This is a genomic window from Micromonospora sp. IBSANI012, from assembly GCF_052814045.1.
The window spans coordinates 6,120,748-6,132,900 of the sequence record NZ_CP199933.1 but is presented as its reverse complement, the minus strand read 5'-3'; the positions used below and the strand labels follow the sequence as shown (position 1 = coordinate 6,132,900).

10 protein-coding genes are annotated in these 12,153 nt (G+C 74.7%); 5 read left to right on the top strand and 5 right to left on the bottom strand.

Features of this window, described 5'->3' with window-relative positions:
- Window positions 1–141 precede the first annotated feature (141 nt).
- Window positions 142–672, bottom strand: coding sequence for an N-acetyltransferase family protein (locus ACTWM8_RS28415; protein ID WP_446211612.1), 531 nt, complete (start codon window positions 670–672; stop codon window positions 142–144).
- Between the two features lie 221 nt (window positions 673–893).
- Here ACTWM8_RS28415 and ACTWM8_RS28410 point away from each other — a divergent pair, with 221 nt between their 5' ends.
- From ACTWM8_RS28410 to groL, 3 genes are all read left to right on the top strand, one after another.
- Complete coding sequence (locus ACTWM8_RS28410) at window positions 894–1,097, top strand: cold-shock protein (protein WP_088960044.1); 204 nt, start codon at window positions 894–896, stop codon at window positions 1,095–1,097.
- A gap of 103 nt (window positions 1,098–1,200) precedes the next feature.
- A complete protein-coding gene (locus tag ACTWM8_RS28405) occupies window positions 1,201–2,244 on the top strand; it encodes a hypothetical protein (protein WP_446211611.1) in 1,044 nt (347 codons plus the stop codon).
- Window positions 2,245–2,519: 275 nt separating this feature from the next.
- Window positions 2,520–4,142: a chaperonin GroEL gene (groL, locus tag ACTWM8_RS28400; protein WP_446211610.1), complete on the top strand. Its 1,623-nt coding sequence runs from the start codon at window positions 2,520–2,522 to the stop codon at window positions 4,140–4,142.
- 61 nt (window positions 4,143–4,203) lie between these two features.
- Here the strand turns inward: groL and ACTWM8_RS28395 are convergent, their stop codons facing one another.
- From ACTWM8_RS28395 to ACTWM8_RS28385, 3 genes are all read right to left on the bottom strand, one after another.
- On the bottom strand, window positions 4,204–4,446 hold the full coding sequence (locus ACTWM8_RS28395) for a hypothetical protein (RefSeq protein ID WP_446211609.1): 243 nt from the start codon (window positions 4,444–4,446) through the stop codon (window positions 4,204–4,206).
- Between the two features lie 150 nt (window positions 4,447–4,596).
- A complete protein-coding gene (locus ACTWM8_RS28390) occupies window positions 4,597–5,517 on the bottom strand; it encodes a GNAT family N-acetyltransferase (protein WP_446211608.1) in 921 nt (306 codons plus the stop codon).
- A 46-nt stretch (window positions 5,518–5,563) separates the two neighbouring features.
- On the bottom strand, window positions 5,564–8,137 hold the full coding sequence (locus ACTWM8_RS28385) for a S8 family serine peptidase (protein WP_446211607.1): 2,574 nt from the start codon (window positions 8,135–8,137) through the stop codon (window positions 5,564–5,566).
- A gap of 163 nt (window positions 8,138–8,300) precedes the next feature.
- Here ACTWM8_RS28385 and ACTWM8_RS28380 point away from each other — a divergent pair, with 163 nt between their 5' ends.
- Both ACTWM8_RS28380 and ACTWM8_RS28375 read left to right on the top strand, forming a co-directional pair.
- A complete protein-coding gene (locus ACTWM8_RS28380; protein ID WP_446211606.1) occupies window positions 8,301–10,133 on the top strand; it encodes a glycerol-3-phosphate dehydrogenase/oxidase in 1,833 nt (610 codons plus the stop codon).
- A gap of 76 nt (window positions 10,134–10,209) precedes the next feature.
- A complete protein-coding gene (locus tag ACTWM8_RS28375; RefSeq protein WP_446211605.1) occupies window positions 10,210–10,722 on the top strand; it encodes a hypothetical protein in 513 nt (170 codons plus the stop codon).
- Between the two features lie 30 nt (window positions 10,723–10,752).
- Here ACTWM8_RS28375 and ACTWM8_RS28370 read toward each other — a convergent pair whose 3' ends face one another.
- Entirely contained in the window at window positions 10,753–12,153 is a 1,401-nt protein-coding gene (locus ACTWM8_RS28370; protein WP_446211604.1) for an FAD-binding oxidoreductase, read from the bottom strand.

The following is a 12,153-nucleotide window of genomic DNA, read 5'->3' as shown; positions in this document are numbered from 1 at the left end:
GGTGCCGGGACCGGGGGGGTGGCTCATCGGGGTGCTGCCCTGCGTGATGTTCCCTGTCCCTGGGGCGGGGCGGGCGGGGCACTGCCTCCAGCGGGGTGTGGCTCGTCGGGGTGCTGTCCTGCGTGATGTCTTCGGTGGGGGTCAGGCGGGGCGGCGCATCTGGAGTTCGCGCATGGCGGGGACGGTGGGGTGCGGCACGCGTACGCCGGTGTCGGTGAAGCCCAGCCGCTGGTAGGCGCGGTAGGCGCGGTCGTTGCCGACCACCACCTCGAGCAGCAGTTCCGGGCGGCCGGCCGCGCGGGACCAGGCGGCAACCCCGTCGATCAGGTCGGCGAGCAGGCCGCTGCCCCGCCAGGTGGGGGTCACGTAGACGGCGTAGACGACGGTCAGGCCCGGCTCGTCGGGGGAGGCGATGCCGCCGGCGTGGCCGACCAGCCGGCCACCGGGGTCGGCGACGAACTGCGCGGTGTGGTCACCCCGGGAGACCGACGCGATCCGGGCCGCGTAGTCGGCGTGCGGGCGGGCGGCGGCCTGGGCGACGGTCTCCAGGAACGCCAGCGGCGCGTCCGCGAGCATCTCCAGCCGCAGCGCCCGCATCCGGGCGGCGTCCTCGGGGCGTACCCGGCGGACCGTGGCTCTCCGGGCTTCCGGCCGGGCCGGGGCAGGTGTCATGTCCGCATGCATACCGCAGCGATCACCGCCAATGGGCGGGCGGTCGGTGGAGCACCGGAATATGCCCGATTTGTGGTCGTGCGCCGCCGTCACGCCTCGTGTAGCGTGCGATTTCGGTCACCGATTCAGCGGCCCTCACCGATCGCCGAAGCGGTGGTCCTCCGGTGCCGGTCCGCCGGCCCCGGGGTCGTGGAACGCCGCGCAGAGTGAGGAAGTGCACCGTGGCACAGGGCACCGTGAAGTGGTTCAACGCCGAGAAGGGCTACGGCTTCATCGCCGTCGACGGCGGCCAGGACGTCTTCGTCCACTTCTCCGCCATCGAGATGGACGGCTACAAGGCGCTGGACGACGGGCAGCGGGTGGAGTTCGACATCGCCCAGGGCCAGAAGGGCCCGCAGGCCGAGCGGGTGCGCGTCATCGCCTGAGTCGCGTCCGGTCCCGCTCGTCGGTCGGCCTCCCACGGGGCAGCGGCGCGAGCGGGCGCCAGGGAAGATCGTGGGCCGATCCAGCCGTCGCTGAGGAGTGCTCATGTCCGACCAGTCCCCGTCGGGTCCACCCGGACCCGATCCCGTGGACCCGCCCGCCCCGGGCGGCCCGGTCGGGCCCGCCGGCCCGTACCAGGGTTGGGTCTTCCCGCCCACCGGCGGCTATCCGCCCGGCGCCGACCCGTACGCCGGCTTCCCGCCGGGCTACCCGCCGTACGCCGGCCACCTCCCGTACGGCTGGCCGGCCGCCGGCGGCTGGGACCCGGCCGACCCGCTGGTGAACCCGCCGCACGCCGGCGTCGACGGCTGGTTCACCCGGTGTGCCGGCGCGCTGCGCCGGGGATGGCGCACCCTGCTGCCGATCATGCTGCTCACCCAGGCGCTCCCCGCCGCGGTGGTCTCGATCATCTCCCTCGGCCTGGAGCCGTCCTCGCAGGTGCCGGCCGACGGCTCGCTGCCCCCGGGCTATCTGGGTGACTTCCTGACGTTCGGGGGCGCGACGCTGGTCGCCGCCCTGCTGCTCTACCTGCTGCAGAGCGTGGGCTGGGCGGCCGGGACCTGGGTGGTCACCCGGCAGGCGGCCGGCGAGCCGGCCGACCTCGGCGGCGCGCTGCGCTACGGCCTGCGCCGGGCGCCTGGGCTGTTCGGCTGGACCCTGCTGGTCGGTCTGCTCGTCATGGTCGGTTTCTGCTTCTGCGTGATACCCGGCGTCTACCTCGCCTTCGCGCTCGCCCTGGCCGGTCCGGTCTACCTCTTCGAGCGGCAGAACCCGATCGGGCGTTCCTTCCACCTCTTCCGCAGCCGGCTCGGCATGGTGGCGGCCCGGGTCGCGCTGGTGGTGGCGGCGGTCGTCGCCGGGACCGTGGTCGGCGCGGTGCTGGAGGCCGTCGGCACGGCGCCGCTGGGCACCGACCCGTTCGCGGCGCCGGGCACCGCGGCGGGCGCCGTCGCGGTGGTCACGCTGGCCGCGGTGCTGGTCGTCCCGGTCTACCTGGTCCAGCTGGTCGGGCTGATCGTGACGTACGCCGAGCAGCGGGCCCACGAGGGGCCGGTGAACGCCGCGCGACTGGCGGCGGAACTCGGCTGACCGGCCCGATCGTGCTTGCACTCGGCAGGGGAGAGTGCTAAACAAGTCATTGGCACTCGCATACGCTGAGTGCCAATGGTCGGGGCGGTGGGGCCACGGTCGCAGCGGCGTTCGAGACGCCGGTGGGGCACATGGCCGGTCGTCGCGGGCTATCCGGCCCGGCCGAAGGACGTCGTCGTCGCCAGGTGGCGACGTCCCAAGGTGCGTACACCAGGCGGCCCATCCGGGGCACAAACACTCGGGTGGCCCGTGAGTGTCCAGGAGGACAACGCCGTATGGCCAAGATGATCGCGTTCGACGAAGAGGCGCGCCGCGGCCTCGAGCGGGGCATGAACCAGCTCGCCGACGCCGTGAAGGTGACGCTCGGCCCCAAGGGCCGCAACGTCGTGCTGGAGAAGAAGTGGGGTGCCCCCACCATCACCAACGATGGTGTGAGCATCGCCAAGGAGATCGAGCTCGAGGACCCCTACGAGAAGATCGGCGCCGAGCTGGTCAAGGAGGTCGCCAAGAAGACCGACGACGTCGCCGGTGACGGCACGACGACGGCGACCGTCCTGGCCCAGGCCCTGGTTCGCGAGGGCCTGCGCAACGTGGCCGCCGGCGCCAACCCGATGGCCCTGAAGCGGGGCATCGAGGCGGCCGTGGCCAGCGTCTCGGAGGAGCTGCTCAAGCTCGCCAAGGACGTCGAGACCAAGGAGCAGATCGCCTCCACCGCCTCCATCTCCGCCGGTGACAGCACCGTCGGCGAGATCATCGCCGAGGCGATGGACAAGGTCGGCAAGGAAGGCGTCATCACCGTCGAGGAGAGCAACACCTTCGGCCTGGAGCTTGAGCTCACCGAGGGTATGCGCTTCGACAAGGGCTACATCTCCGCGTACTTCATGACCGACCCGGAGCGTATGGAGGCCGTCTTCGACGACCCGTACCTCCTGATCGTCAACAGCAAGATCTCGTCGGTGAAGGACCTGCTCCCGATCCTGGAGAAGGTCATGCAGTCGGGCAAGCCGCTGCTGATCATCTCCGAGGACATCGAGGGCGAGGCCCTGGCCACCCTGGTGGTCAACAAGGTCCGCGGCACCTTCAAGTCGGTCGCCGTCAAGGCGCCGGGCTTCGGTGACCGTCGCAAGGCCATGCTGGCCGACATCGCCATCCTCACCGGTGGCCAGGTCATCAGCGAGGAGGTCGGCCTCAAGCTGGACGCCGTCGGCCTCGACATGCTGGGCCGCGCCCGCAAGGTCGTGGTGACCAAGGACGAGACCACCATCGTCGACGGTGCCGGTGACGCCGAGCAGATCCAGGGTCGGGTCAACCAGATCCGCGCCGAGATCGAGAAGAGCGACTCCGACTACGACCGGGAGAAGCTGCAGGAGCGCCTGGCCAAGCTGGCCGGCGGTGTTGCGGTGATCAAGGTCGGCGCGGCCACCGAGGTCGAGCTCAAGGAGCGCAAGCACCGCATCGAGGACGCCGTCCGCAACGCGAAGGCCGCCGTCGAGGAGGGCATCGTCCCGGGTGGTGGCGTCGCGCTGGTGCAGGCCGGCAAGACCGCCTTCGACAAGCTGGACCTGACCGGCGACGAGGCGACCGGCGCGCAGATCGTCAAGATCGCGCTGGACGCCCCGCTGCGGCAGATCGCCGTCAACGCCGGCCTCGAGGGTGGCGTGGTCGTCGAGCACGTCCGCAACATCGAGGCGGGTCACGGCCTGAACGCCGCCAACGGCGAGTACGTCGACCTGCTGGCCGCGGGCATCATCGACCCGGCCAAGGTGACCCGGTCGGCGCTGCAGAACGCCGCGTCGATCGCGGCGCTCTTCCTCACCACCGAGGCCGTCGTGGCGGACAAGCCGGAGAAGACCCCGGCCGCCCCGGCTGGTCCGGGTGGCGGGGAGATGGACTTCTGAGTCCAGTTCCACCAACGCCGAAAGGGGCGGGCCGCGCGAGCGGTCCGCCCCTTTCCGTCGGTCAGGGCAGGCTGCGCTGGTTACGCCGCTTCTGCGCCCGGTCGTACGGCGGGCGGACGGCGACCGGCTCGTCCACCACGGCCACCAGGTCCTCGGCCTCCGGCTCGTCGACCCCGGTCATCTCGGCGAGTTGCTCCGCGTCGCCGTAGTCCCGCCGGTCGAACGGCACCGCGATGGACGGGTCGCCGACCGGTACCCAGGTGCGGGGCAACGGCTCGTCGGTCTGTTCGTCGTCCGTGGTCATGGGTCGCCTCCTCTACCGAAACGGTAGGGGGCGACCATCACCCATGCGGGCGAATGGCATTATCAGGGTCTATATCCCATTCGCCCGTTTATCGATATGTCGCGGTCTTTCGCGGAGCCGCGCGCCGCGCCCGGCGGGCCGGCAGAGCCGTCAGAGCGTGCGGCGGTACAGGAAGAAGACCCGCTCGATCCGGGCACCCGCGCTGCCGGAGTAGAACGGCACCGGGCCCACCCAGCCGATCTGCGCCGCGCCGATCCCGGCCTCGTGCTGGTCGCGCAGGCAGCGGCGCAGCAGCACCCCGCCGATGCCCGAGCCCTCCGCCGCCGGCGCGGTGCCCATCGGCCCGAACCAGCTCGGCCGCGACGATCCCCAAGCCGCGAAGCCGAGGATCTCGCCGTCCCGCTGGGCGAGGTGGCAGCCCGCGTCGGCGCGGCCGACCGAGCCGGCCAGCTCGCCGTCCCAGGCGCCGCCGAAGGTGGACCGGGCGAATGCGGCCAGCGCCGGCAGGTCCGCGGGCTCCGCCCGGCGTACCGTCACGCCCTGGCCGGCCAGCCTCGCCTCCGCCGGCTCCGTCGTGCGCAGCGCCGGCGACCCGTCGTACGACAGGTCGGCGGTCATGTTCCACGCCGTACGGTCCTGCCGGTAGCCCAGCGCCAGCGCCAGGCAGACCGCCGGGGTGTATCGCACGTCGATGCCCGGCCAGGCGTAGTACGGCGGGTTCCCGGCCAGCAGCAGTTCGGCCGCGCCGAGGCCGGCGAGCCGCCGTTCCGCCTCGGCCACCAGCGCCCGGCCGACCCCCCGACGCCGCCGCTGCGGCGCGACGGCCAGCAGGTCCACGTGCCCGAGGCGCGGGTCCGCCGCCGAGACCGATCCGATCAGCACCCCGACCAGTTCGTCCCCCGCGTACGCCCCGAGCGCCAGCACGGTCCGGTCCGCCGCGGCCCGGGGCCAGAGGGCGGTGACCACGGTCTCCGCCTCGGCGGCGTCCTCGGGCAGGTCGAGCGCGCGTCCGCAGAACGCGACGACGGCAGGGACCCGGTCGGCGGGCAGGTCAGCGAGGGTGAACTCCATGGTGGCCGACCCTAGATCAACCACCACGGGTGGGCGCAAGGCCCGATCAGCCGGCCCGGGCCGCCCGCACCGCCGCGTACGCGTCGACGAGGCCCGCGCCGGTGATGTTCGCGTCCCCGCCGCAGGCGTCCTGCGGTGCGCGGGAGCGGTAGCTCGGCTGCGCCGGCTTCGCCGTGTCCCGCAGGATCCGGCGGGTGCGCTCCAGGTCGCCGACGAGCGCCGGGTTCGCCGACCACATCAGCGCCACCACGCCCGCCACCTGCGGCGTCGCCATCGAGGTGCCGTCCAGGGTGGCGTAGCCGCCGCCCGGCATCGCGGAGAGCACGCCCGCGCCCGGGGCGAGCACGTCCGGCTTGGCCGCGCCGCCCGGGGCCGGTCCGCGACTGGAGAAGAGGGTCACCCGACGGTTCCGGTCCACCGCGCCGACGGTCAACACGTCCGGGTACGGCGCGGGTGGGTCGGCGATCGAGCCGCAGTACGGGCCGGTGTTGCCGGCCGCCGCGACCACCAGGATGCCGGCGGCGGCCAGCGCGTCGGCGGCCGGCCGGAGCGCCCGTGGGTCGCAGCCCTCGATCGGCGGGCAGCCCCAGGAGTTGGTCAGCACGTCCGGCGCGCGCGCCGGGCGGCCGTCGGTGAACGGGTCCCCGCCGGGCGGGAACGGGGCCAGCATGAACTGGAGGCAGTCCAGGTAGTGCGCGGGACTGCCGAGGTTGCGATCGAGGTTGACGCAGCCGACCCAGCGCGCGCCCGGGGCCACCCCGATGCCGTCCCGACCCACCGCGCTGCCCACCGTGTGGGTGCCGTGCCCGCCCGCGTCGTTCGGGGAGCGGGTGCGGTCCCACGGGTCGTACCAGGAGTCGTCGCCGCCCCGGAAGCCGTCGGCCAGCGCCGGGTGGCGGCCGTCCACGCCCGAGTCGGAGCTGCCGACCACCACCCCCGAACCGGTCACCCCCAGCTCCGACCAGACCCGGTCGGCGCCGAGCAGCCGGATGTTCCAGGCCGGACCGGCCGGCGCCGGTGCGTCGCCGGAGGTCGTCGAGGCGGGGGCGGGCAGCGGCCGTACCCGCTGGCTGACCAGCACGCGGGAGACCTCGGGACGGCCCGACAGCCAGGCCCGCACTGCCGGCCCGCCGTCGACCTCGATCGCGTTGACCAGGTAGTACGGCCTCGGGCGCAGGCGCAGCCGGGACAGCTCCCGGCGCAGGTCGCCCTGGGTCCGCTCGGCGGTGGCGACCAGCCGGCGGTACACCTCGGCGGCGCGCGCGTCCCGACCGGCCCGGCCCGGCGTACCGGCCGGGATACCGGACAGGTCGGCCTGCTCGCGCAGCACCACCAGCAGCCGCTCGCCGTGCAGTCCGGGCTGCCCGGGGACCACGTCCACCACCCCGACCGCGACCAGCAGCACGCCGGCGACCAGCACGGCCACCCGCCGGCTGGGCGTGACCGCCCGGGGCCGGGCCAGCAGGACGCCGTACCCGACGGCGAGCAGGACCGCGACGGCGAGCCCGGCGACCGCGGCGGCGGCCACCCAGAACGGCACGTCGCGGGTGGTGACCAGGAGGATCGAGACCTCCTCCGGGTCGGCGAGGGCGAGCGGGCCGAACAGCGCCAGGCCGACCAGCCAGCGGACCGGTGCTGCGGACCGGGCGCCGGCCCGGCGGGTGGCCGCGTACAGGGCGGCCAGCGTGAAGGCGACCGGCGGCACGGCGAGCAGGGCGGGCAGTTGGGCCCCGGACTGCCCGGTGCCGGCGGCCAGCAGCAGCAGGGTGACCCCGCCGACCAGCCCGCCGAGGAACACCAGCCGGGCGGGCCGGGGCGGCTCGCCGCCCCCGAGCCGGCACCAGAACCGCCCGTCGAGCAGCACCCCGGCCAGCGCGCCGAGCGCCGCCGCGGCCAGCGCGGCGAGCACGGTCTCCAGCAGGCCGCCCAGCGCGCCGAGCCAGGCCCAGGGGAGCAGCAGGGCCAGCCCGGCGGCCACCGCGAGCAGGGTGACCGGATCGGGCCGTCGGCCGCCTGCCGCGCCGGCGGTACTCGCCCGCCGCGCGGTGCGACCCGCGCCGTCCGATTCATCGGCGGTCATCGCCGGCCTCGGCTCGCCGTCGTCGGCGGTGGTCGCAGGCCCGGGCTCGCCCCCCGGTGCATCGGGTGTGGCCGCCGGCTCGGGCTCGCCCCCCAATTCGTCGTGCAGGGTGCGGCGTCGGGCCGGCAGCCGGGCGGCGACCAGGGCCAGCACGGCGGCGGTGGCGACCAGCGCCGCCAGGTAGAGCTCGTGGTGCACCGGCGGGAGGGCGCGCAGCGCCCCGAGCGCGCCGAGCGCCAGCGCTCCGGCCAGCCAGGCCCGGCCGGTGGCCCGCAGCGCCGGGGAACGGGGGAGCAGCGCCAGCAGCAGGGCCGGCAGGCCGACCAGCAGGACGCCGGCCAGGGAGGCCGCCGGCCAGAGCCACGGCCACCGGTCCAGCCCGCTGGCGAGCCGTACCTGGTCGACGGACCAGCCGGCGACCTGGAGCAGCACGGTTATCGCCACCGTCCAGCCGCCCGCCAGCACGGCCGCCACCACCGCCCAGGGGTTGGCGGACCCGGCGGTCCCGTCGCTTCCGGTGGGAGGTGGCTCGGGCCGCATCCGGAAACAGTACGACGCCCGACCCGCCCCCCGACGTCCGTGCCGTCCCGGCGTGCCCGGATCGCGGGATTCCCGTCGCTGCGGCGGGTGATCAATGCCTCTCCCTGCCCCTGGCGGGGGACAGGACCTGCTGCCCGGGGCCCCGGGCGGTTACGGTGGACCCGTGCGCGACCCCAACGTGACCCGATCCGCCGCCGGCCAGCTCTCCCCGGAGCGCCGCGCCGCGGACCTGCGCCGCCTCCGGTCCGAACGGTACGACGTGCTGGTCATCGGTGGTGGGGTGACCGGGGCGGGCGCCGCGCTGGACGCCGCCTCCCGGGGGCTCAAGGTGGCCCTGGTCGAGGCCCGCGACTACGCCGCCGGCACCTCCAGCCGGTCCAGCAAATTGATCCACGGCGGCCTGCGCTACCTGGAGCAGTTGGAGTTCCACCTGGTCCACGAGGCGCTCACCGAGCGCGGCCTGCTCGCCACCCGGCTCGCCCCGCACCTGGTCCGGCCGGTGCCGATCCTGGTGCCGCTGCCCGCCGGCCGTGGCCTGCGGGACCTGCCGGCCCGGGCGTTCCGCCGCTCCTACTACGGCGCCGGCGTGGCCGCGTACGACGCCTTCGCCGGGGTCTTCGGCGGTGGGCGGGGGATGCCGCTGCACCGGCACCTGACCCGCGAGGGCGCCCGCCGGATCTTCCCCAGCCTGCGGGCCGACTCGCTGGCCGGCGCCATCCGCTACTACGACGGCCAGGTCGACGACGCCCGGCTGGTGGTGACCCTGGCCCGCACCGCGGCCAGCCTCGGCGCGACCGTGGTGAGCAGCGCCCGCGCGGTCGGGCTGATCCGGCAGGCCCGCGAGGTGACCGGGGTCCGGGTCCGCGACCTGGAGGCGCCGGCCGGTTCGCCGGACGCCGAGTTCGAGGTACGCGCGCGCACCGTCATCGGGGCCACCGGCGTGTGGAGCGACGACATGTCGCGGATGCTCAACGACGTCGGACTGCGCCCCGGCATCCGGGTGCGGGCTTCCAAGGGCGTGCACCTGGTCGTCCCCCGCTCGGCGATCACCGGCGAGACCGGGCTGATCCTGCGCACGGCCACCAGCGTGCTCTTCGTCATCCCCTGGGGCGGGCACTGGATCATCGGCACCACGGACACCGACTGGCGGCTGGACCGGTCCCACCCGTCCGCCTCCGCCCGCGACATCCAGTACCTGCTCGACCAGGTCAACACCGTGCTCGACCGGCCGCTGTCCACGGCGGACATCGAGGGCGTCTACGCGGGGCTGCGTCCGCTGCTCGCCGGTGAGGCGGACTCCACCTCCAAGCTCTCCCGCGAGCACGCCGTCTTCGAGCCGATGCTGGGGCTGCTCCTGGTCGCCGGCGGCAAGTACACGACGTACCGGGTGATGGCCACCGACGTGGTGGACCGGGCGGTTCGCCGGCTCGGCGGCGGTCGCCCCTCGCGGACCGCCGACCTGCCGCTGCTCGGCGCCGACGGCTACCAGGCCATGTGGCGGGACCGGGCCGACCTGGCCCGCCGGCACGGGGTGCCGGTCGGCGTCGTCGAGCACCTGCTGGAGCGGTACGGCACGCTGACCCGGGAGCTGCTGGCCCTGGTGGACGCCGACCCGCTGCTCGCCTCGCCGCTGGCCGGCGCGCCGGAGTACCTGGCCGCCGAGGTGACGTACGCGGCCCGCGCCGAGGGGGCGCTGCACCTGGAGGACGTGCTGACCCGGCGTACCCGGATCTCCTTCGAGACCACCCACCGTGGCCTGGAGTCGGCCGGGCACACCGCGGAGCTGATGGGCGCGGTGCTCGGCTGGGACGCGGCCACCCGCGAGCGCGAGATCACCCACTACCGGGCCCGGGTCGAGGCGGAGCGGGAGTCTCAGCTGATGCCGGACGACGCCACCGCCGACGCGGCCCGGCTCGGCGCGCCGGACGTGCGGGGCTTCGCCGCCGACCGGGGCGTCGACGGGGACAGCGCCGGGCTGCCCACCTCGTCCCGTTGACCGACCGTTACACCCATCGATGCCCGTACGGTCGGCCGGTACCGGTCGCTACCTACGGTGGGGTAAGTTCCGGCGCGTGATTCCCAACCAGTGGTCACGCACGCTCATGGTCTGCGCCGGTGCCGTCCTCACGATCGCCCTCACCGCCTGCTCGGTGTTCGACCGGGGTACGGAATCCACACCGGACAAGGCCGCGGCGGCGACGGCCTCCCCCGGCGCCGGAGCGGCCAACCGGGTCAGCCTGGTGCAGAAGCTCGGTCAGGACGGTCCGCTCCGGTCGCTCAACGTCGAGCCAGACGGCCACTGGGAGTGCGACGACTGCGCCGGTGACGGGGTGACCTCGACGGGCAGCCTCGACCCCGAGCAGGTGAACCGGCTGCACGATCTGCTCGCCGACCCGCGCCTGCGTCAGGAGACCGACGAGGCCCGCCGTTACCGGGTCAGCTGCATCGACGCGCTGACCTCCAGCCTGCTCACCTCGGCCGGCCTGATCACCTCGCAGGACTGCCCGGGCGAGGATCGGCCGCCGGTGGCCAACGAGATCCTGCTGCTGCTCACCCAGGCCACCCCCGCCGAGCCCGCCGCCTGACCCGCGCCCGGGCCGCGGCCGGGCCGCGCCTCAGAGCACCTTGCCCGGGTTGAGCAGTCCGGCCGGGTCGAGCGCCGCCTTGATCGCCTGGTGCACCCGCACCCCGACCGGACCGATCTCCCGGGCCAACCAGTCCCGCTTGAGCAGCCCGACGCCGTGCTCGCCGGTGCAGGTGCCGCCGAGGTCCAGGCCGAGCTGCATGATCTCGTCGAAGGCGTGCCGGCCCCGCTCCAGGCTGGCCGGGTCCGCCCGGTCCACCACGATGTTCGGGTGCATGTTGCCGTCCCCGGCGTGCCCGACGACGCCGATCGGCACGTCGCACTTCTCGGCGATCCGGGCCACCCCGTCGAGCAACGCCGCGAGCGAGCCGCGCGGCACCGCCACGTCGTCGATCACCAGACCGCCGTTGCCGCCGGGGAAGGCGTCCGCGGCGAACTTCTCCATCGCCGGGTGCGCCAGCCGGCGGGCCTGGAGCAGCGCCGCCGCCTCGACGGCGTCGGTGGCCGCGTACACCTCCTCGGCGCCGGCGGCCTCGCAGACCTCGGCCAGCCGGGCCAGGTCGTCCGCCGCCCGCGCGCCGGTGTCCGAAGCGGCCAGCAGCAGCGCCTGCGCGTCGGTCCGCAACCCCATCGGCCGGTACGCCTCGATCGCCCGCAGGTGCGTCCGGTCGAGCAGCTCCAGCAGGCTGGGGGTGAGTCCCCGGGCGGCGATCTGGGCCACCGCCGTGCCCGCCTCGGCGGTCGAGCCGAAGACCGCCACCATGGTCAGCGACTCCTCGGGCGCCGGGCGCAGCGACACGGTGATCTCGGTGAGCACCCCGAGGGTGCCCTCCGAGCCGACGAAGAGCCGGGTCAGGTCGTAGCCGGCGACCCCCTTGGCGGTGCGCCGGCCGGTGCGCAGCACCTCGCCGGAGGCGAGCACCACCTCCAGGCCGAGGACGTACTCGGTGGTCACCCCGTACTTGACGCAGCACATGCCGCCGGCGTTGGTGGAGACGTTGCCGCCGATGGTGGAGGACTCCCAGGAGCCCGGGTCCGGCGGGTAGTAGAGGCCGTGCTCGGCCACCGCCGCCGCCAGCCGCGCGTTGACCACGCCGGGCTGCACCACGGCGATCCGGCTCACCGGGTCGATCTCCAGGATGGCGTCCATCGCCACCGTGCTGAGCACCACCGCGCCGTCGATCGCGTTCGCGGCGCCGGCCAGGCCGGTCCGGGCACCCTGCGGCACCACCGGTACGCCGTGCCGGGCGGCGGCCCGGACCACGGCGGCCACCTGCCCCGTGTCGCGCGGGCGGGTCACCACCAGCGGCGTACCGGCCGGGCACAGGTCCGCCTCGTCGCGCTGGTGCATCCGGAGCAGATCGGGGTCGGTGAGGACGGCGTCGTCGCCGAGCGCCGCACGCAGGTCGTCGAGGAGGGGGGATCCGGCCAT